The 20,366-nt window shown below is 48.0% G+C and carries 24 protein-coding genes; 11 read left to right on the forward strand and 13 right to left on the reverse strand.

Features of this window, described 5'->3' with window-relative positions:
- The coding region (locus BLQ32_RS18475; RefSeq protein ID WP_074511635.1) for an IS5/IS1182 family transposase at positions 1-989 on the forward strand (989 nt) is incomplete at its 5' end.
- Between the two features lie 396 nt (positions 990-1,385).
- Here BLQ32_RS18475 and speB read toward each other — a convergent pair.
- From speB to BLQ32_RS18490, 3 genes are all read right to left on the reverse strand, one after another.
- On the reverse strand, positions 1,386-2,258 hold the full coding sequence (gene speB / locus BLQ32_RS18480) for an agmatinase (protein ID WP_074511637.1): 873 nt from the start codon (positions 2,256-2,258) through the stop codon (positions 1,386-1,388).
- Position 2,259: 1 nt separating this feature from the next.
- The gene (speE, locus tag BLQ32_RS18485) at positions 2,260-3,093 is read right to left on the reverse strand and encodes a spermidine synthase (RefSeq protein ID WP_074511638.1); all 834 of its coding nucleotides are present in this window, start codon (positions 3,091-3,093) and stop codon (positions 2,260-2,262) included.
- Between the two features lie 496 nt (positions 3,094-3,589).
- On the reverse strand, positions 3,590-4,105 hold the full coding sequence (locus tag BLQ32_RS18490) for a YwhD family protein (RefSeq protein WP_074511640.1): 516 nt from the start codon (positions 4,103-4,105) through the stop codon (positions 3,590-3,592).
- Positions 4,106-4,226: 121 nt separating this feature from the next.
- On the opposite strand from BLQ32_RS18490, the gene BLQ32_RS18495 reads away from it, so the two are divergent.
- Entirely contained in the window at positions 4,227-4,415 is a 189-nt protein-coding gene (locus BLQ32_RS18495; protein WP_036802926.1) for a 2-hydroxymuconate tautomerase, read from the forward strand.
- A 28-nt stretch (positions 4,416-4,443) separates the two neighbouring features.
- Here BLQ32_RS18495 and BLQ32_RS18500 read toward each other — a convergent pair whose 3' ends face one another.
- The 3 genes from BLQ32_RS18500 to lipL are packed head-to-tail and all read right to left on the reverse strand — an operon-like array spanning position 4,444 to position 7,135.
- Positions 4,444-4,953, reverse strand: coding sequence for a YwgA family protein (locus BLQ32_RS18500; RefSeq protein ID WP_053165371.1), 510 nt, complete (start codon positions 4,951-4,953; stop codon positions 4,444-4,446).
- The gene (locus tag BLQ32_RS18505; RefSeq protein ID WP_074511641.1) at positions 4,954-6,258 is read right to left on the reverse strand and encodes an HD domain-containing protein; all 1,305 of its coding nucleotides are present in this window, start codon (positions 6,256-6,258) and stop codon (positions 4,954-4,956) included. It abuts the gene before it with no gap.
- Positions 6,259-6,316: 58 nt separating this feature from the next.
- Positions 6,317-7,135, reverse strand: coding sequence for an octanoyl-[GcvH]:protein N-octanoyltransferase (gene lipL, locus BLQ32_RS18510; RefSeq protein ID WP_074511643.1), 819 nt, complete (start codon positions 7,133-7,135; stop codon positions 6,317-6,319).
- Positions 7,136-7,308: 173 nt separating this feature from the next.
- Here lipL and hemQ point away from each other — a divergent pair, with 173 nt between their 5' ends.
- Positions 7,309-8,058 (forward strand): hydrogen peroxide-dependent heme synthase, encoded by a 750-nt coding sequence (gene hemQ / locus BLQ32_RS18515; RefSeq protein WP_036802934.1) that lies wholly within the window; start codon positions 7,309-7,311, stop codon positions 8,056-8,058.
- Positions 8,059-8,335: 277 nt separating this feature from the next.
- Entirely contained in the window at positions 8,336-9,352 is a 1,017-nt protein-coding gene (locus tag BLQ32_RS18520) for a hypothetical protein (RefSeq protein ID WP_074511644.1), read from the forward strand.
- Between the two features lie 63 nt (positions 9,353-9,415).
- Here the strand turns inward: BLQ32_RS18520 and BLQ32_RS18525 are convergent, their stop codons facing one another.
- From BLQ32_RS18525 to BLQ32_RS18540, 4 genes are read right to left on the reverse strand one after another with little or no spacing between them, the layout of a single operon-like run.
- Positions 9,416-9,793, reverse strand: coding sequence for a DUF423 domain-containing protein (locus tag BLQ32_RS18525; RefSeq protein WP_074511646.1), 378 nt, complete (start codon positions 9,791-9,793; stop codon positions 9,416-9,418).
- An 18-nt stretch (positions 9,794-9,811) separates the two neighbouring features.
- Entirely contained in the window at positions 9,812-10,072 is a 261-nt protein-coding gene (locus tag BLQ32_RS18530) for a YwdI family protein (RefSeq protein ID WP_074511648.1), read from the reverse strand.
- Positions 10,073-10,130: 58 nt separating this feature from the next.
- Positions 10,131-10,805, reverse strand: a complete 675-nt coding sequence (locus BLQ32_RS18535; RefSeq protein ID WP_074511650.1) for a uracil-DNA glycosylase — start codon at positions 10,803-10,805, stop codon at positions 10,131-10,133.
- Between the two features lie 12 nt (positions 10,806-10,817).
- Entirely contained in the window at positions 10,818-11,537 is a 720-nt protein-coding gene (locus BLQ32_RS18540; protein WP_074511651.1) for a DUF4230 domain-containing protein, read from the reverse strand.
- A gap of 71 nt (positions 11,538-11,608) precedes the next feature.
- Here BLQ32_RS18540 and BLQ32_RS18545 point away from each other — a divergent pair, with 71 nt between their 5' ends.
- Entirely contained in the window at positions 11,609-11,863 is a 255-nt protein-coding gene (locus tag BLQ32_RS18545) for a hypothetical protein (RefSeq protein WP_074511653.1), read from the forward strand.
- Positions 11,864-11,923: 60 nt separating this feature from the next.
- Positions 11,924-12,757 carry a pyridoxine/pyridoxal/pyridoxamine kinase gene (gene pdxK / locus BLQ32_RS18550; RefSeq protein ID WP_074511655.1) on the forward strand — a complete coding sequence of 278 codons (834 nt, stop codon included), beginning with the start codon at positions 11,924-11,926 and terminating at the stop codon, positions 12,755-12,757.
- A 44-nt stretch (positions 12,758-12,801) separates the two neighbouring features.
- On the opposite strand, the gene BLQ32_RS18555 is transcribed toward pdxK, so the two are convergent.
- Positions 12,802-13,812 (reverse strand): ABC transporter permease, encoded by a 1,011-nt coding sequence (locus BLQ32_RS18555; protein WP_074511657.1) that lies wholly within the window; start codon positions 13,810-13,812, stop codon positions 12,802-12,804.
- On the reverse strand, positions 13,813-14,676 hold the full coding sequence (locus BLQ32_RS18560; protein WP_425312197.1) for an ABC transporter permease subunit: 864 nt from the start codon (positions 14,674-14,676) through the stop codon (positions 13,813-13,815). It lies immediately after the preceding gene.
- A gap of 146 nt (positions 14,677-14,822) precedes the next feature.
- On the opposite strand from BLQ32_RS18560, the gene BLQ32_RS18565 reads away from it, so the two are divergent.
- The 3 genes from BLQ32_RS18565 (at position 14,823) to BLQ32_RS18575 (ending at position 17,390) form a co-directional block, all read left to right on the forward strand.
- On the forward strand, positions 14,823-15,173 hold the full coding sequence (locus BLQ32_RS18565) for a YojF family protein (RefSeq protein WP_036802957.1): 351 nt from the start codon (positions 14,823-14,825) through the stop codon (positions 15,171-15,173).
- A 14-nt stretch (positions 15,174-15,187) separates the two neighbouring features.
- The gene (bshB2, locus tag BLQ32_RS18570) at positions 15,188-15,877 is read left to right on the forward strand and encodes a bacillithiol biosynthesis deacetylase BshB2 (RefSeq protein WP_074511661.1); all 690 of its coding nucleotides are present in this window, start codon (positions 15,188-15,190) and stop codon (positions 15,875-15,877) included.
- 157 nt (positions 15,878-16,034) lie between these two features.
- On the forward strand, positions 16,035-17,390 hold the full coding sequence (locus tag BLQ32_RS18575; protein ID WP_074511663.1) for a YjiH family protein: 1,356 nt from the start codon (positions 16,035-16,037) through the stop codon (positions 17,388-17,390).
- Between the two features lie 98 nt (positions 17,391-17,488).
- On the opposite strand, the gene BLQ32_RS18580 is transcribed toward BLQ32_RS18575, so the two are convergent.
- Positions 17,489-18,433, reverse strand: a complete 945-nt coding sequence (locus BLQ32_RS18580) for an L-threonine 3-dehydrogenase (protein ID WP_074511664.1) — start codon at positions 18,431-18,433, stop codon at positions 17,489-17,491.
- 393 nt (positions 18,434-18,826) lie between these two features.
- On the opposite strand from BLQ32_RS18580, the gene BLQ32_RS18585 reads away from it, so the two are divergent.
- Positions 18,827-19,654, forward strand: coding sequence for an amino acid ABC transporter substrate-binding protein (locus tag BLQ32_RS18585; RefSeq protein WP_053165390.1), 828 nt, complete (start codon positions 18,827-18,829; stop codon positions 19,652-19,654).
- Entirely contained in the window at positions 19,641-20,342 is a 702-nt protein-coding gene (locus tag BLQ32_RS18590) for an amino acid ABC transporter permease (RefSeq protein WP_036802969.1), read from the forward strand. The genes BLQ32_RS18585 and BLQ32_RS18590 overlap by 14 nt, the downstream gene beginning before the upstream one ends.
- Positions 20,343-20,366: the final 24 nt, after the last annotated feature.

The following is a 20,366-nucleotide window of genomic DNA, read 5'->3' on the forward strand; positions in this document are numbered from 1 at the left end:
AGGATCAGTCCCGCAAATTGCGGAAAACCATTTATTCAGTAAACGAGTCGATGAAAGAACAGTTTCCGAAGAAGAATACAAAAGATGACCTCGAAGCAGAACTCAAGTATTGCAAGGAATTGATTGCTACGATTGAACAGGTTCCAGGCCTGTCGGCCCATCCGAAAATTGGAGAATCGCTTCGCCTGCTGGAAGAAACAGTAGCGGATGACATCGAACAGGTACGCTGTTCTTCGGATGCAGATGCCCGAACCGGGCATAAAACTGCCGATACATCGTTTTTCGGCTATAAAACCCACCTCGCGATGAGCGTCGAACGCCTCGTTACGGCAGCTATCGTGACCACGGGTGAAAAGAGTGACGGGAAACTCCTTCAGTCTCTTATCGAAAAAAGTTGCGCTGCCGGCATCCCGGTGAATACGGTCATTGGAGATACGGCGTATTCGGAGAAAACCAATCTGCAGTATGCAGAAGATAATCACATCTGTCTTATTTCCAAATTGAACCCCAATATTACGGATGGCCATCGGAAAAAAGAAGATGAATTCGATTTCAATAAAGACGCGGGCATGTATGTCTGTAAAGCAGGCCAAATGGCGATCCGAAAAGCCCGGCAGGGAAAAAAAGGCGTCGGAACGAATCAAAAGGACACCTACTATTTTGATATCGAACGCTGTAAGCGTTGCCCGCTGCGGGAAGGCTGCTACAAGGAAGGCGCCAAAAGCAAGACTTATTCGGTCTCTATTAAATCCACTGAACATGCAATCCAGCGGGATTTCCAGGAAAGTGAGTTCTTTAAAAAAGCGGTCAAAGAGAGGTACAAAATCGAAGCCAAGAACAGTGAACTGAAGAATCGACACGGATATCGGGTGACTTCCGGCGTCGGATTGAACGGCATGGCTTTGCAAGGCGCTATGGCGATTTTCACCGTGAACTTGAAACGAATTCTTCGATTAGTGGATGAACCTAGGGAAGCTCCAGATCAATAAAAATGCAAAAAAAGAGTCAGAAGACAAGATTTCCTGTCTTCTGACTTTTTTTTAGTCTCCCGTTGATTTAAAGGGAGGTTTTTCAGTGGCCTCGAAAATTCCAGGCCGGGTTGATTATGAGCGGATGGCATCAGCCGCCTCCGCTTTTCTTATTGTCCAGCTTCGGCGGCTAGCTCCTCAGGTCGTAAGCCACTTCGGCTGTGCAGCTGAAAACATGCCGCTTCGCCAAATCGTCTTACGCCGGTCGGAGCTGACCAGCCTCCTCCGCTTTTCTTACTGTCTAGCTCCAGCACCTAGTCCCTCGAGTCGCTTCGGCCTTCCTGCAAATGGCAAAGAACACCATTTACTGTAAGTCCTCCAGCGCTTATCGGGACTGGACAGGTGCTTCCGCTTTTCTTATTTAATCCATCCAAGAATCATTTCACGGATGAGTTTGCTTGCGGTGTTGGCTGTATGGTCGGAATGGTCATAGACCGGTGCCAGTTCTACAAGATCAAATCCGACAACGTTCACTCCGGACGCTGCAATGGCGTGGATCGATGCCAATAGTTCGCGTGACGTGATGCCGCCTGCGTCGACTGTTCCAGTGCCTGGCGCATGCGCCGGGTCCAAGACGTCCATATCGATCGTGACATAGACATTGCGGCCTTCAAGCGTCGGCAGAATTTCTTTCAACGGCTCGAGCACTTCGAATTTCGAGATGTGCATGCCGTTTTCTTTTGCCCATTGGAATTCTTCTTTCATGCCGGAACGGATGCCGAACGAGTAGACATTAGTCGGTCCGATATGGTCCGCGATTTTACGGATCGGCGTGGAATGCGAATATTCTTCGCCTTCGTAGTTTTCGCGAAGATCGGTATGGGCATCAAAATGGATGATCGCCAAATCGTCGTATTTGCTCGCAACGGCTTTCATGACCGGCAGGGACACCAAGTGCTCGCCGCCCATGCCCATTGGGATTTTATTGTCCGCTAAAAGTGTGTGGACATACGTCTCGATTTCAAGCAGCGATTTTTCCGGGTTGCCGAACGGCAATGGAATGTCGCCTGCGTCGAAGAATTTTACATCTTCCAGTTCGCGGTCAAGGTAAGGGCTGTATTCTTCCAGTCCGATCGACACTTCACGGATTTTATTCGGGCCGAAACGGGAGCCCGGACGGTAGCTGACAGTCCAGTCCATCGGCATGCCGTAAAGGACCGCTTTCGATTCTTCGTAGTTCGGGTGGCTTTTGATAAATACTTTTCCTGAATACGTTTCGTCAAAGCGCATCTTATTCGCCTGCCAGATCTTTCACGAATTTCGGCAATACGAATGCCGCATTGTGCAATTCTTTTGTGTAGTATTTCGTTTCGATATCGCGGAAACGTTCAGCCGGCACTTCCAGCGGGTTGTATTTTTTCGAACCGATCGTGAATGCCCAAAGGCCTGATGGGTAAGTCGGGATGTTCGCCAAGTACAATTTTGTGATCGGGAAGATTTCCTTCACGTCTTTTTGCACTTGCTCAATCAAATCGGCTTTGAACCACGGGTTGTCTGATTGTGCGACGAAAATGCCGTCTTCTTTCAAAGCTTTTGAAATTCCTGCGTAGAAGCCTTTCGTGAACAAGTTCACTGCCGGGCCAACCGGTTCCGTGGAATCCACCATGATGACGTCGTACTTGTTTTCAGATTCTGCGATGTGCATGAAGCCGTCTCCAACGATTACGTCAACGCGTGCGTCTTCAAGGCCTGAAGCGATTGAAGGCAAGAATTTTTTCGAGTACTCGATCACTTTGCCGTCAATGTCGACAAGCGTCGCTTTTTTCACAGATGGGTGCTTCAGTACTTCACGGATAACGCCGCCGTCTCCGCCCCCGACAACCAGAACGTTCTCTGGATTTGGATGAGTGAACAATGGAACGTGCGCCACCATTTCGTGATAAACGAATTCGTCTTTTTCAGACGTCATGACCATGCCGTCTAGGAATAGCATATTGCCCCATTCAGCCGTTTCTGCCATCTCCAAGTATTGGAAATCCGTTTGCTCGGTGTGAAGCGTTTTATTGATTTTCATCGTAATCCCGAAGTTCTCGGTTTGTTTTTCTGTATACCAAATTCCTGCCATCTATAATCAAACTCCTTTTCAGTCAAATTAAAACTACTTAAAAAAGTATAATTCTTTTCAACAAAAGTGCAATAAGTTTTTGTCCCGCTTTAACGATCCGTATAACTTCCGCTTTTCCGAGCGGAAGATTACGGTCCGTAAAAGCCCGACTGGATCAACTAACAATCAGGGAGGCAAGGCCCCCCCTGATTGAGTTTCTCTTTGCACAGTCCTCTTTACCCACTGCGCTTGCCAATATGCGCAAAATAAAAAGGTTTTCTGCAGAGAGAATGCATCTCTTCACAGAAAACCTTTTTAAGCCTGATGGCACGGAGAAAGAGACATGAGGCATTGGGCTTGGGTTTGTCGCAATGGCTCACGGCACTTGTCCGCTTCACAGGTGTCCTAGCTTTCTATTTAAAAGCTGTAACTATAGTTTACTGCGTTTATTGGCCGACTTCAACCGCCGAACAGAAGCAATCCAAAATGTCACAATTCGTACATTAAATTGGTTTTTTTATACAGTTAGCTCTTGACGAAGCTTCGGTTCACTGCGTTCCCACATTTCAGCATTATGGCTTTTCAAGTATTCCGCCAGTACCTGCTTCGAAGAATCGTCCATGTGGTCAACGATAATTTTGCGTTTCATCGATTTGTCCATCAAGTTGACATGCTCCGCCAAAATTTTGTAGCCGCGCCGTTTTTCCCGGTTCACGACCATTTCGCAAGCCGTTACACCGGCATAATAAGGGCCGGCCGGATTGAAATCGATGGTGATCCAAATCAGCCAATACGGTTTGCCGCCCGCTGAATCTTCGCGGTTCGTCGTAAACTTGATGCCCTTCTCGACTTGGCTGCGTGCATGCATGGCACCGATGTCAATAAATGCCGACTGCTCTTCGATGTCAATGAAAAGCGGGGATACGTTTTCAAGCGACAGGGATCCAATGCCATAGCCTTTGTGGCCATCTGTGGGGTCGTTTTTTATAATGGTAAATCCTACTTTTTGTTTTGGTTTTTCTTCATTAGCCATGTGTACATTCCCTCCGTTCTGATATGATTGAGATATCTTCATCAAGGCTTGTATTTATTGTTAAGGATATTCCGCAATTAATTTTAACCAAGCCTAATTTAAAAAAGGAGCTGTATCTATTATGCCATACGTAACTGTCAAAATGCTCGAAGGGCGCACAGAAGATCAGAAACGCGCTTTAGTTGAAAAAGTCAGTGCTGTTGTTTCCGAAACAACTGGAGCACCGATCGAAAACGTCACGGTCTTTATCGAAGATATGAAAAAAACCGATTACGGCGTTAAAGGAAAACTTTTCTCAGATATCCAATAAAACATCCTTCAGTAAACAAAAACTCCCATCAAGGGAGTTTTTTCATTTGGCTCAATTCGTCGATAAACCCGAACGCCTCTTCAATTTCTTCTGCCGTGAAATGCAGCTTCGCTTTGACGACATGCAGTTTCTCGATTTGTTCCGTGCGCTCCAAATGGTCAAAGTACAAAAGCGTCGACGTCAACTCCAAAAAGCGGCTGCTTTTTTCGTTCAGCTTCGCAGCAATGGCCGGATTGTCGATCACCGATTCTTTCAAGGTGCCGCGGAAGTCTTTCCCTTCCTGGGTCACATTGTATTTATAGCGGACATATGATCCTTTGTCTTCGAGCTCCTCGGACAAAAATCCCATATCGCACAATTCCTCAATGCGGGCCGTCAATTCTTCCGAATACGGGCCGTAGATGTGGAATTCGTATTTTTCCTGAAACGGCACACCCATCTTCTTTAAGATAAAAATCATTTTCTGCAATTTCTTCCGTCCGGTAATCCCGTCCGCCGTGGCAATAAAATCCACGATTTTTGCGTGTTCCTGCAGCAACTAGACCCCTCCTTTTCTAAGCAATTCCAATATCTTCTGTTTGGATGCTTTCTTTTTGCCATCTATTAATAATTCCGCGGGGAAATACAATTTGTAATCGGTTCTTCGTTTGCCTGAGATCGCATCCACGATTTGCGACTGCCGGGATAATTCTTTGATTTCCCCTGAAGGCATCAGCAAATGGATCGGCAAACGTTCTTCTTCCTCGCCGGGGCGATAGAAATCGTACGGCAAATCGGACGTCGAGTCGTCGATCAAATAATATTCCGGATCGATGCCCGCTTCCCGGAACAACTGGGCAAGCTCCCCAAGTTTCCGGTAATCCTTGCCGGGATCAAAATCGACGTACTGGAACAGCCGGCGATTGACAAAGCGGTCGCTCAAATCAGAAAGAATTGGATCGCGTTCCGTCATCCACAGCTGGAAATAGGTCATCAAGACACCTTCATCAAGCGCCAAATAATCCTTCAACGTGAACGAGCGGTCGAAAAACGCCATAAAATGAGTGGGCGGCTGTTTGAATTTATAGCCGTTTTCACTCAGTTCCTTTGCCCGCTGCAAGATTTTCCGCAAGATGACTTCCGCGCTCCGGGCGACCGGATGGAAATACACTTGCCAGTACATCTGGTAGCGGCTCATGATGTAATCTTCGACGGCGTGCATGCCGCTGGATTTGATGACCACCTGGTCTTCCACCGGGCGCATGACGCGGAGAATCCGCTCCATGTCAAAATGCCCGTACGAAACCCCGGTATAGTAAGCATCCCGCTGCAGGTAATCCATGCGGTCCGCGTCAATCTGGCTCGATATTAAGGAAACAACCTGCTTGTTGGCATAGGTTTTGGCAATGACTTCTGCCACTTTTTTCGGAAACTCCTCGCCGACTTTCAGCAGGATTTGATTGACCTCGGTGTCGCCAAGCAAGATTTCCCGGGTAAATTCCTCATGATCAACATGGAACACTTTTTCGAACGAATGCGAAAAAGGGCCATGGCCCAGATCATGAAGAAGCGCAGCGCATAACACGACGAGCCGTTCGTCTTCATCCCATTCCGGACGGCCATGGAAAATATCGTCTGAAATTCTTCGGACGATTTCGTAAACCCCCAGCGAATGGCTAAAGCGGCTGTGTTCGGCTCCGTGGAATACCAAATAGGAGGTGCCAAGCTGCTTGATGCGCCGAAGACGCTGGAATTCACGGGAATTTACCAGGTCCCAAATCACTTGGTCGCGCACGTGTATGTATCGGTGAACCGGATCTTTGAAAACTTTTTCTTCAGCTAATTTTTGTGTTGCATAGCTCACAGGCGCACCTCCATTTTTTCTGCGTAACAAGTATTCTACACCTTCCGGAACCTCTCATTCAAGAGGTCCCCGGAAGCATTTTCTCGTTGCGTTCAACGACGCGGTTCAGGTAAAAAGCGTAAAGCTCCGTCTCCTCAGCGGTGAGCGGCTGTGGAATCGGTGCGCCGATCAATTCGTACAAATTCAGCACAACTTCCGGGACCGTGATTTCTTTGCCGAGCAATTCGCTGAGCGACGCCATCACTTCCGGTTTTATTTCCGGATAGGCGAATTTCGTTTCTTCTCCGCCGATTCCTTTTTCGTAGAAGTTGCGGATCAATTCCGCCCGTTCCGCGCCGGAGCCTTCGACGCACAGGTACACCTGAACTGCAATGCCTTTGCGGATGCGGCGCTGGGAAATGCCGGCGAATTTTTTCCCGCCGATGCTTAAATCGTAGGAACCCGGGCAATAAGAGCCGACGATTTCATAGGCATCAATCGGCGCTTCCGGGAACAGCGCCTGCACCAGTTCCAGCATCATGTCGTAGCCGGCCGGAATGTCGATGACGCTTTCTTTTTCTGACACCACCAAGGAAATGTTCAGCACCCCGGCGTCCAGCACGACAGCGAGGCCGCCGGAATTCCGCACAATCGGCTGGTATCCTTGTGACTGTAGATATTCCATACCCGCTCCGACATGCGGCAAACGGTGGTCCTGGATGCCGAGCACGACCGTGTCGTCATGGACCCACGTCCGTACCGTCGCCGGGCTTTTGCCGGACCCGACCAGTTCGCACAGCGTGTCATCCGCGGCGAACGATTCCAGGGCAGAACGGTTTTTTGCGCTCAAGGACTGGTCCCAGAAACGCCAAGTTGGTTGTTGTGTAAATAAAGTCATGTTCACTTCTCCTCACGGGCATTTTGCGTACCTTTAGTTTACCCGACTCCCGCTCCCCTGAAAAGGCGCGGCAGCGGTGGCAAATTGGTGACAGCCATTTGTTTTGCAGGAACTTGCAGGGCCAATGTGATAAACTGATTCTGTGAGATTCAGATCAAAGGAGTGTTTGAATAATGAATGAAGCTGCAATTACATTAGACGGCTGGTACGTCCTGCATGATTTCCGGTCCATGGACTGGGTATCGTGGAAAATGCTGACGGATGAAGAACGCCAATTCGCGATCGACGAATTCCAGGCATTTATGGACCGAGTGAACCAAGCTGATGAAAATAAAACAGGTGCACACGCATTGTACTCAATCGTTGGCCAAAAAGCCGACTTGATGCTGATGCTACTGCGCGAAACGATGGACGAATTGCGTGAGCTTGAAACGGAATACAATAAGCTGACATTGATCGCTTATACGGTTCCTACGTATTCGTATGTATCGGTTGTCGAACTTTCCAACTACCTGGCTGGAAAATCAGACGAAGATCCATACCAGAACCCGCATGTCCGCGCGCGCCTGTACCCTGAACTTCAGCGTTCGCAGTACATCTGCTTCTACCCGATGGACAAACGCCGCGAAGGCGACGACAACTGGTACATGCTGCCAATGGACACACGCAAAGAGTTGATGCTGTCCCATGGCAAAATCGGCCGCAGCTACGCCGGCAAAGTAAAACAGATCATTTCCGGTTCTGTCGGCTTTGACGACTACGAATGGGGCGTTACTTTGTTCGCAGACGACGTTCTCCAATTCAAAAAATTGATCTACGAAATGCGCTTTGACGAAGTCAGCGCACGCTATGCAGAATTCGGTTCGTTCTACGTAGGCACACGCCTGGACGCAGAACGCACAGCGAAATTCCTGGAAGTGTAACTTGCAAAAACCGCCCTCAGGCGGTTTTTTTCATTTATAGGCGGGTTTATTTCTTGGAGCGGTCAGTTTACTGTTCGCTTAAGGACAAATACTGTTCGGTAGGAGTGAAAGACTGTCCGCATTTACAATCTACTGTCCGGGACGCAATATTTCGGCCGCTTGCTGACTTTTTAATTAGTAAACGCACCTCAACCTTTATTTTTCAGAATTCCGCCACGATTGCTCTTTCTCCATCCTCCTTTTAAACGATATAATAAAAGAAAAACGGGGTGTTTGTATGTTCGTGATGCGCCAGACAAACTATGCTAAATGGGCTCTTGCTCTGCTGCTGCTTGTACTCACCAGCAATTTTCTGTTGTACCGCTCGCCGCTTTCCTCACTTGTGATCCCGGAAGACACGTTCTGGGTAGTCACCGGTTCGCTCGTCGACTTCGCTTTTGTCGCGCCGCTTTTAATGCTCGCTGCTTTCCGCTTGTCGATTAAACATTTTCTCACACTGGTTGCCGCAGGCTTTGTGCTTGCCCGCTTCGTCATCCCTTCCCTTTACTTTGAACCGTTCACCACTTTGTTTTACATAGGCATCGGCTTGGAAGCCTTGGTTTTATTGGCTGAAATCGCTTTTCTTGTTCTGCTCCTTTATCATGCACCGGCCATTGTCTGCACAATTAAAAGCCAGCCGGAAAGCCCGCTGTTCGCTTTGCTGCCGACTGCTTACGCGCGAATGAAACCCAATCTGCTTGTTACCGTCATCTTATCCGAATCGCTCATTTTCTATTACGCGTTCTGTTCCTGGAAAAAGAAGCCGGCTGAAGGGCCCAATCTGATTTCGCTCCACAAAAATTCGAGTGCCATCGCATTTTACATTATGCTGATCCACGCGATCGTCATCGAAACCATCGGCATCCACTGGTGGCTGCATGATAAATCGCCCCTGCTCTCGATTGTGCTGCTGATCCTGAACGTCTATTCGGTCGTCTACTTCCTCGGTGAACTTCAGGCGATGCGATTGAACCCGCTTAAAGTAAACAACGGCAACCTGTACGTTTCGCTTGGGCTGAGCAAACGGATGGAAGTTCCGCTTGAGGCAATTAAAGCCATTCAGTGGGGCGGAGCAGCAGACAAAGAAACGCTCACCTTCATCGCCCAGGACTTTGTGGAACCGGAACCGCAAGTCATTCTCGAATTCAAGGAACCACAAGAAGCGGTCCTCTTCTTCGGCCGCAAAAAACAGGTTTCCCGAATTGCCCTGACTGTCGATGATCCTGCCAAACTGAAAGCTCTGCTTGAACAATAACAAAATCTCCCTATTTCCCGGGAAATAAAAAAGACCTTCGCCGCAGCGAAGGCCTTTCATATTTTATAAAGCTTTTGAAGCTGCCACAATCAACATGATCCAGCCTGCGATAAAAGCCACTCCGCCGATCGGCGTGATGGCGCCCAAAATTGAGATGCCCGTCAAACTTAATACATACAGGCTGCCTGAGAAAATAATGATTCCGGCAAGCATTAAGTAGCCTGCCCACGACAACGAGCCAAGTGTACCGATCAACGAAGAACTCATCAGAATGCCCACAACCATCAATCCGACTGCATGGAACATCTGGTACTGGACAGCCGTTTGCCATGTGTCCAAATATTTATCTGCAACGCGCCCTTCAAGCAAATGCGCGCCAAAAGCGCCGAAAGCTACGGATAGCAGCGCATTAACTGCTCCGGCTATCAAGAAAAACTTCATTTGTATTCCTCTTTCCGATTAAAATTCAAACAGTGAATCACCGTTTGCGCCGTCTTCTTCCCGCAATTTGCTGGCAGAAGAAACTGGCTGTACCTGAGGGGAGGCGAGCGGTATGGCACGCGGTTTGGTATCCATCGGCGACTGGTCATCTTCCAATAAAAGATCACACAATGCCCGAATCGCTGCGATCGACTCGCGTACTTTTGCCGGATCGCCTTTACGCGCCTGTGCAGTATGCTTTTCGATTTCACGCAAAATGCGCTGTGCATCGATTGCCATGAAAAATCCCCCTTTCCGTTTACATTCTTCCCTATTTTAGCACGCTTGGAGCTGAGCGTCAGTCCAAACAGAAATCAATCGGCTCTTCTCCGCGTGCCTGTAACAGTTCGTTCACTTTTGAATACGGCTTGCTGCCGAAAAAGCCGCGGCTGGCGCTTAGCGGACTCGGATGAACAGCTTCTATGATCGAATGGCGCTCCAAATTAATGAGCGGCTTTTTCTTTTGCGCCGGCCGGCCCCATAACACAAAAATGACCGGCTTTTCGCGTTCCGACAGTTTGCGAATCACTTCATCCGTAAAAGTTTCCCAGCCTTGATTGCGATGGGAATTGGCTTCACCTGCTCGGACGGTCAAAACGGTGTTGAGCATCAGCACACCCTGGTCCGCCCACTTCGTCAAGGTGCCGTCTTTCGGTTTTTCACAGCCAATATCTTCTTTCAGTTCCTTGAACATATTGCGCAGGCTCGGCGGATGCGTGACGCCCGGCTGAACCGAAAAACTGAGTCCGTGCGCCTGGCCCGGGCCGTGGTAAGGATCTTGGCCCAAAATGACGACTTTCACTTCGCTGTAGGGGGTGTGCTTGAATGCATTCCAGATGTTTTCTTTTGCCGGATATACCGTTTCATTGGCGTATTGCTCTTTTAGAAACTCGCGCAGTTTCAGGTAATAGGGTTTATTGAATTCTTCTCCAATGATTTCCTGCCAGTCATTTTGAAAAATTTCCTTTGGCATGCATACCACTCCTTATTCTTTGAATTCGACTTTTACCTCATAATCCACCAGATTAAACATTTGCTGAACCGAGCTGGCGGCATTTTCTTCAGCCAATTCCAGCACGCCCTGCCCTTTGGTTTCTTCAAGCATCAGTTTTTGCGCTTCTTCTGCCAGCTCGTACGCTTCAGAAATATCGGCGCCGCCTCTAAACAGGCCTTCATACGAATACACTTCCACTTGGTCCATGAATAATTCGGGACCGCCTAAAAAGTCGGCTTTCGGCAGCGTCAAAGTCGCGGTTTTCGCTGCTTCATCCAATTCGATATCCTCTTCCGTCACTTCGGAAAAATCAATTCCCGCTTTGACCGAACCCGGAATGACCACCAATAGCTGGCGTTTGGTTCCCGGCAAGTCGAGCCCGATTTCCTGTCCGAATACAGCATTGTCCTGCCGCTCAATGATGACTTTCGAAAACGCTTCTGCAGTAGCGAGCTCATTGAGATCCTGGATTTGCTCCAGGAAAGCGCCTTTGTCTTCCTGGAACGTACTGCCTTTGATCATCCAGAACGTGCCGAGCGGCAGCGCGACCAGCAGCAATAACAGAGCCACGATCAGCACGAGAAAAGAATTGCGGAACACGCCCATCATCAATTTCAAGGTCTTCCAGAAACCCGATTCTTTTGTATCTTCTTTCCCTTTCACTTCATTTAATAAGCGTTCAATTTCTGTCAACTTCGGATCTTTTGCCACTGTTAAACCCTCTTTCTTCTATTTCATTTCAGCATAGCCCCGTGATAGGATGGAACAAAGGGGCGATGCTGATGGCGGACTTTCGCGAAAAAATAAAAACGATCTCTTCAACTAAAGGTTCCAGCGCACCAGAAACCGCTAAGCGGCTTGGCATGGGGTGTTTGCTGATGGTGGTGCTGGCTGTTTCCATATTAACATTTTTCCTGGCCATCGGTCTTTTCCTAAGCGGCAATTGGATACTGGCTTTGGTTGTGCTGCTGTTTTTTGCATTGAGCACTTTAACCGCCTCGGTTCTCTTGTTCCCGCAGAAGTTTGATTCATTGTAAATGTTCCGATTTTTGTTAAAATAAAGTGATGCATACAAACTATCAAAAGGAGTTTTAGCGATGACATTGAAAAAAACCTTAACGATCGCTGGATCAGATACATCCGGCGGAGCTGGCATACAAGCTGATTTGAAAACGTTCCAGGAACACGGAACTTATGGGATGAACGCTTTAACCGTCATCGTGACAATGGACCCTGAAAACGGCTGGAGCCACGGCATCCATCCGATTCCGGTTGAAACGCTTCACGCACAATTGCAGACGGCTTTCTCTACGGGTGTGGATGCGCTGAAAACGGGCATGCTGCCGACTGTCGAAATTATTGAAATGGCCGGCAAAGCCATCCAAAAATCCGGTTTGGAAGATGTCGTCATTGACCCGGTTATGGCATGCAAAGGCGAAGACGAAGTGCTGTTCCCTGAAAACGTCGATGCTATGATCAAGCATTTGCTTCCGGTCGCGAAAGTCGTAACGCCTAATTTGGTGGAAGCCGGGCAGCTTTCTGGCCTTGGCACACTTCGCACAGTAGAGGATTTGAAAGCGGCGGCCGAAAAAATCCATGCACACGGCGCACAGTACGTTGTCATCAAAGGCGGCAAGCAATTGCAGCATGAAAAAGCGGCCGATCTTTTGTACGACGGCAAAACGCATTACCTGTTAACCGCTGAAAAAACCGACACGACTTATAACCACGGTGCCGGCTGCACATTTGCGGCAGCCATCACAGCTAATTTGGCTAACGGCCAATCGGTAAGCGATGCTGTGCTGAATGCCAAAATCTTCGTTTCCGCTGCAATCCAGCACGGCTGGAAGCTGAACGAATACGTTGGCCCCGTCCTGCACGGAGCGGCGAACCAGTTTGAAAAGCCTGAAGTGCAAGTGACAGAAGTTTAATACCCCAAAACAAAACCCTCACAATCCGTGAGGGTTTTCCTTTTTTAAAGCAATTCTTTTTCCTTCAATCTCACCATCTGCTCTCGCAGCTGCTCACGGTTCCATTCCACGACCTTGTCTTCTTCAGCGGGCGTTTTCCGTTTCTTCTTTACTTTCGGGTTTTTGGATTGCAGATACCCTTCAAGCATCAGCGACACTGCCAGAATCGATAAGGCGATAAACAGGACCGGGAACAAAGGCAGCCAAGGCGCACCTTGCAAGTAGCGGAACGTCGAGCCGAACAAACCCGCCCATTCATAGGAAATGGACATCGGGGGATCACCGAACATCGGGTCGTAGCTCACTTTGGTGCCGCCAAGGAATAAATCAAATAAACTCAAATGCGCTAAAATGATGAACGTTTCAATCACTTGCTGGCCATAGAGGACCGCCAGCTTCTCCCTCATTTGCGGATACATATGCTTGCGGATGATGCGCCACCGTCCGGCTCCCAACACTTTTGAAGCCAATATGTATTCCTGGCGGCTGAGGAGTGCCGCTTCATTGCCGACCAGTACCGCGACAATCGGGACGGTCAGGAGCGCCATCAAAACAATCTGGATGCCGATGCGTTCCCACATTCCGGTCGTAAAGCCTTCCGCCGGCATCCAAAGCACGGAGTACAGGACAAATGAGGCAAAAAGCGTCAAAGGCACATAATGCAGCGAATCGGCCAACCCGCTGATCCACGTGCGCTGGCGCTGCAAATAGGTTCCCAGCAGATAGCCAAGCGGCACCGCGATCAGCATCCGCAGTGCGGCAATTGCCAGAGCGGATAGAATGGTGTACTTGGCCCCCAGCATCAGTTTTCCGAATAAATCATAGCCGTACTGGTCCGTCCCGAGCGGATGGCCCCATTGCGGCGAAAGCGGCGGGCTTTCGATTGCCCTTCCGTTTTCTGTGATAAATAAAGTCTGCTTGGGCACATTGCCGTACAAGCCTTCATAAACAAAACTGCCAATAAGGAAGAATGCCAGAATCCCAAAGCCGATGATGAAATAAGGGCGTTTCCACATTCACCCCACTTCCTTTCCGCGGTAATGCCGGAGAAAGAACCATTCTCCCAGGCTGTAAACAAGGAACATTGGCACAAAAAAGCTGAATACTGCTACCAGAAAAACTTCCGGTGAGATATTGTCTTTCATAAAGAGCATGATGCCTGGCATATTGAACATCAATTCCAGCACAAACAAATTCGACAGCATGAACCATAAGGTTTTCTTCGACTGGAAAAAGACGCTGATGACGGCGTTTCGGAACATGTGGACCAAGACAATGAAGGCTTTAGAAAAGCCGAGCGCACGGGCCAGCTCCACGTACATTTGGCGCTCTTCCTCCTGGAAGGTCAACATGCTCAGCCGGTATAATTGGATCGCCGGCAACAGCATCAAACAGAGGACCGGCAGCCAGTAAATCCGGTCCCCTCCAACAACGGCTATTTTTGAAATCAACACGTCTGTCTGCTGATAAATCAGGATAACCCCAAGCTGTGCCAGCATGATGACCAGCAGATCCGGCACCGATTCCAGAAAATACAGCACGCTTTTGATTCGTTCACGCGCCGGTTCCGGCAGCAGCATCGTCGCGACTGTAAACAGCATCGCGAAAAAAACAGCTGCTGCAAAAGCCAAAAATAAAATTTGAAGCGAATAGCTTATGTATTCCGCAATGGTTGGAAACAGCAGGATATCGCGCTGCGTCCGTATATTGAATACCGCAAAATCCTGAATCGGCCATATATTGCTTAAAACAGACTGGATGGAAAGCACGTATTCCTTAAGCTGCAGCTCCCCTGCGAGCAAGCCTTTCACCAATTCCGGCAACCCGCTGATGAGTACAATCCCCACAATTGAAAACACAAATCTGATCAATAAATTCACCGTCTTCATTCCTCTACCTTGAATTATCAAAAAATTCTTTCTTCCATATAATAGCATTATTTCGGGTTCCGTAAAGCAACCTAATCGCATTCTTCTATAAAATTCCCTATACTAATAGAATACGGACTGCCGGAGGAGTGAACAAAATGGAATTAGTAGAAGTTAAAAAACTGCAAGTGGAGCTGGATGCTTTCGCAAACAGAGACGTTTATCTGCACTTGGAAACAACCAATGGCTCATATGCCACACATTTTAATGAAGGATTTTTCAACGCCGGGGCTTTTATCCGCAATGTCGTGATCAATTACGAATTGGGAAAAGTGGTCGGTGAAAGCCCGCACCGCGTCGGCTTGAAGTTGCCGCATGGCTGGGTTTACGCCCAGGGAATCACCCATTACGAACTTGATGAGCAAGGCCGGCTCTTGCTTGCAGGACATGACGGATCAGGAAAATTGGCGGTGGCGCTGCAAATCAGCGAAACACCGTTCAGTTATTAAGGAGGGAACAAACGATGACAATTCCAAAAGAACGGCATGTACTCGTCGTCTTCCCTCACCCGGACGATGAAGCATTCGGCGTTTCAGGAACAATATCTACGCATATCAAACAAGGGACACCCGTTACATACGCGTGCCTGACACTCGGCGAAATGGGACGCAATCTTGGCAATCCGCCGTTTGCCACCCGCGAATCGCTGCCGCAGATCCGCAAAAAAGAATTGATCGCTTCGGCTGAAGCCATGGGCCTTACCGACTTGCGGATGATGGGCTTGCGCGATAAAACGGTGGAATTTGAAGACGATGAAAAGATGGTCGGCATGATGGCTGATTTGATTACGGAATTGAATCCTTCTTTGGTCATCACATTCTATCCGAATCTTTCGGTGCACCCGGACCATGAAGCAACAGCCCGTGCCGTAGTGCGCGCTGTCCGCCGCATGGAAGATCGCCCGAAATTGCATTGTGTGGCATTTGCCAACAATACACTGGATGTTCTTGGAAATCCGGATGTCGTGTACGACATTTCACCGGTGCGCGACCAGAAAATGGGTGCCATGAAAGCCCACATCTCCCAAACCGCCTGGATGCTTGAAGAAATGGAACACAAACTGGCGCAAGGCGACACCGAAACGGAAAACTGGCTGACAAAAGAACGGTTTTACAATTACCGCTGGGACCAGGATTTCGAGGAATCTTTCTAAGCCCAAACACCCCTATTTTCTTTTTGAGAATAGGGGTGTTTTTTTGCGCGGTTTTCAGATAATATAAACTTTGGTTGTAAGCATTTTCAGGGGAGAAAAATGCTGTATAATTACTATTCATCACGTGTTTTCATGCACAAGGAAAAGGGGTTTATTTGTGAAAAAGTTTACAGTTTCGACCTGGCTATTGTTTTTGATCCCGTCTATTCTGGGCGTGTTTTTATTCATCGTGCCGGTACCAACAGAAGAAGGCTGGGTTGTGCCAATCGCTTTGCTGGCCAACTGGGTAGCAGGGTTTATTGAACCTATTGCACCGTGGATCATGCTTATCATTATGCTAATTGCTGCTCTTGGATCAGTATTCAGCATCGCTAGAAAAGTAAATGAACACCATACGGTCTCATTCTTTGATAGATTATTTAATGTCAATTTGTTTTGGACAATTGTCCGGATTGTCGGAGCCGTTTTCGCTGTCATGGTGCTGTTTCAAATCGGACCGGAAGCAGTTTGGAGCGAAGACACGGGCGGCCTTTTACTGTCTCCTGAGGGGTTATTGTCCTTCTTGTTCACTATTTTCCTGTTTGCCGGCCTTTTCCTCCCGCTTTTAATGAATTTCGGTCTTTTGGAATTGTTTGGAACCATGATGGTAAAAATCATGCGCCCGCTGTTTCGCTTGCCTGGGCGCTCATCAGTTGATGCGCTTGCGTCATTTGTTGGCGATGGAACAATTGGAGTTCTTTTGACCAACACGCAGTATATTCAAAATAAATATACGCAGCGCGAAGCTGCGATAATAGGGACCACTTTTTCGGTTGTTTCGATTACGTTTGCCATTGTTGTTATTCAGCGCGTCGGCCTTGGGGAATATTTCCTGCCGTATTACGGAACCGTTATTTTAGCGAGCCTTGTGCTTGCGCTTATCATGCCGCGTATTTTCCCATTAACCCAAAAGCCGACAACGTTTATGAACGGCAAGCCGCAGGAATCGATGTCTGAAGAAGTGCCGGAAGGATACAATGTTGTGTCCCACGGAGTTGAGAATGCCTTATCAAAAGCTGACGAAAACAAATCAGTAGCTGAATTCTTCAAGGACGGCTTTAAAAACGTTTTGGATATGTGGATCGGCGTAGCACCAGTTGTTATGGCGTTTGGCACGATTGCATTGATGCTGGCTACCTATACACCTATTTTCACCATTCTTGGCAAACCATTTGAACCGTATTTGAATCTGCTCGGTGTACCCGAAGCAGCAGAAGCTGCGCAATTGATGGTGGTCGGATTTGCCGATATGTTCTTGCCGGTCATACTTGCTGATGGCATGATCGAATCCGAGCTGACGTTGTTTGTGGTTGCCACGATGTCGGTGACGCAATTGATCTACATGTCAGAAGTCGGCGGTTTGCTGCTCGGCTCGAGAATTCCCGTCAACATCTTAGACCTGATTGTCATTTTCCTGCTTCGCACAATTATCGCTTTGCCGATTGTTGCAGGCATTGGACATCTGTTATTTTAAACCAAGCTGAAAGGCCATTCGCGAAATGCGAATGGCCTTTTTCATTGCGTATCCAATCAAAAAAGGAAACGATGATTACATCGTTTCCCCTTCTTTAATTAAACAGTCATTAATTTTTTTTTTAGTTTTTCCAGCATGTCAGCAGTCATGGAGTCAAGGTCGTAGGCAGCTTTAAAGCCCCATTCTTTTTCGGCTGCTGATGCATCGATATTGTCCGGCCAGCTGTCGGCAATTCCTTGTCTGATCGGGTCTACGTCGTAAGACATTTGGAAGTCCGGAATGTGCTTGCGGATGGAAGCCGCAATTTCATCCGGCTCAAAACTCATGGCCGTTACGTTAAACGCATTGCGGTGCTCCAATTTTGCAGGATCTGCTTCCATCAAGTCAACAATCGACTGAAGCGCATCCGGCATATACATCATGTCCATGTAGGTGCCTTTTGCGATATACGACGTGTAGCGCTTCTGTTCAATCGCTTTGTAATAGATGTCCACTGCATAATCGGTCGTTCCGCCGCCCGGCTGCGCCACGTAGGAAATCAACCCTGGGAAGCGGACGCCTCGGGTATCCAGGTCAAATTTCTGGAAGTAATAATCGCAAAGCAGCTCTCCGGCAACTTTGTTGACGCCGTACATCGTCGTCGGACGCTGAAGCGTGTCCTGCGGCGTGTTCTTTTTCGGTGTAGAAGGTCCGAATGCTCCGATGGAACTTGGCGTGAAAAATTGCATATCGAGTTCTCTTGAAGCTTCCAGCGCATTCACCAGGCCGCCCATATTCAAGTTCCAGGCAAGCAACGGCTTTTCTTCCGCTGTGGCAGACAATAAAGCCGCCATATGCATCATCGTGTCGGCTCCGAAATCTTTTGCTAAATCGTGCATTCTTTGTGCATCTGTCACATCCAGCAATTCAAACGGCCCCTGCATATCTTGTGCAGGGCGGATATCGGTAGCCAGGACATTGTCCCGTCCATAGATATTCCGCAGTTTTTCCACCAGTTCCGATCCAATTTGTCCAAGTGCCCCTGTAATCATTATTCGCTTCATTTTAATGGTCTCCTCTCAACCGAAACAATTGTCCTCTGCAAAAACACAAAAAGAATTATAAATTCGTTGTCTTAGTAAGCTTTATCTTGTAGTCATTATAAATTGTTCTCTTTAAAAAAACAATATTTTTCAGTTATTGAATTAAGAAACATGCCAAACTATTCATTTGTATGGTCAGATTCTTGGTGCTATAATGATACAGTTCGTGGAGAGCTGAGCTTTTGCAATTCTGGTGCGCTTTTTTTGGCCCGTAAACCAAGTATTCCGCTTTGTTTTGTTTTCATAGTTTCCATTTTTATAAAAAAGGGTATAAAAAGCGACATGAACTTGTACGCATTAGAACTCCAACAGCTCGACTAATAAAAATATTATAGGAAATAGAGGGGATTTATGATGAAGAAATTTAGTTTATTGTTAGTGCTCCTGCTTGCAGCAATCGTATTGGCAGCATGCGGAGGCGGCTCGACAGAAGAAGATCCGACGACAGACGACGCAACAGGATCTGGCGGTACAGAAGAAGATGTGTTGGCTAAAGTGAAAGAAGAAGGCAAACTGGTTGTCGGTACGGAAGGAACATATCCTCCTTTCACTTTCCATGATGACTCCGGAAAGTTGACGGGTTTTGACGTAGAAATTGCACAGGAAGTCGGCAAACGCCTTGGCGTTGAAGTTGAATTTTTGGAAACGCAATGGGATGCCATGTTTGCAGGACTGGATTCAGGCCGCTTTGATATGGTCGCGAACCAAGTCGGCATCAACCCTGAACGTGAAGAAAGCTATGAGTTTTCAGATCCGTATATTTCTTCTACTGCCGTACTGGTAGTGGCAAAAGACAATGAAGAAATCAAAAGCTTTGAAGACCTTGAAGGAAAACTTTCTGCCCAGTCGCTAACCAGCAACTATGCCGAAACTGCCCGCTCGTTCGGTGCTGAAATCGAAGGCGTCGAAGGTTTTAACCAAGCCATTGAATTATTGAATTCCGGGCGCGTTGATGCAACTGTCAATGACAATTTAACCGTTCTGGACTTTTTGAAACAGCGCCCCGATGCCAATATTGAAATCGTGGATGAAGCTTCAGATGCAGCGAAAAGTGCATTGTTATTCCGTAAAGGCAGCGGTGCTATTGTTGAAGAAGCAAACACAGCCCTAGCTGAAATGATTGAAGACGGCACATACGACAAAATCTCTGAAAAATGGTTCGGCGAAAATGTACTTGAATAATATCTTCTCTGATCCGGTTAGGCTGGAGCGTCTTTCGGACATTTCCCAATCCGCCTGGCTGCCGTTGCTGGAAGGGCTGGTCCAGTATACGATTCCTTTAACGTTGATCGCTTTCGTACTCGGGCTGATTTTAGCTGTCTTGACAGCACTTGCCCGTATTTCTACAGTAAAAATCCTGCAATGGATCGCCCGTGTGTATGTTTCGATTATCCGCGGGACGCCGTTGCTCGTTCAGTTGTTCATCTTGTTTTACGGGCTGCCGACAATCGGAGTGGTCATCGATCCGTTTCCGGCTGCGATTCTCGGATTTTCATTGAATGTCGGAGCCTATGCTTCCGAAGTGATCCGGGCGTCCATTTTGTCCATCCCGAAAGGCCAATGGGAAGCAGCGGATACGATTGGCATGACGTATGTCCAATCCCTTCGCCGCGTCATCTTGCCGCAGGCGGCACGCGTGTCCATCCCGCCCCTTTCGAATACATTTATCAGTTTGGTAAAAGATACGTCGCTGGCATCGCTGATTCTCGTGACGGAAATGTTCCGCATCGCCCAGCAGATTGCTGCAACAAACTATGAATTCCTTTTGTTATATGGCCAAGCAGCCTTAATATACTGGGTCGTCTGTTTCTTATTGTCAATCGGCCAAGGCAGACTGGAACATCGTTTTGACCGTTATGTTTCCCGCTAATAAAGGCAAGGTAAGATTGCAGTA

This window comes from Planococcus glaciei, from assembly GCF_900099655.1.
GTDB lineage: Bacteria > Bacillota > Bacilli > Bacillales_A > Planococcaceae > Planococcus > Planococcus glaciei.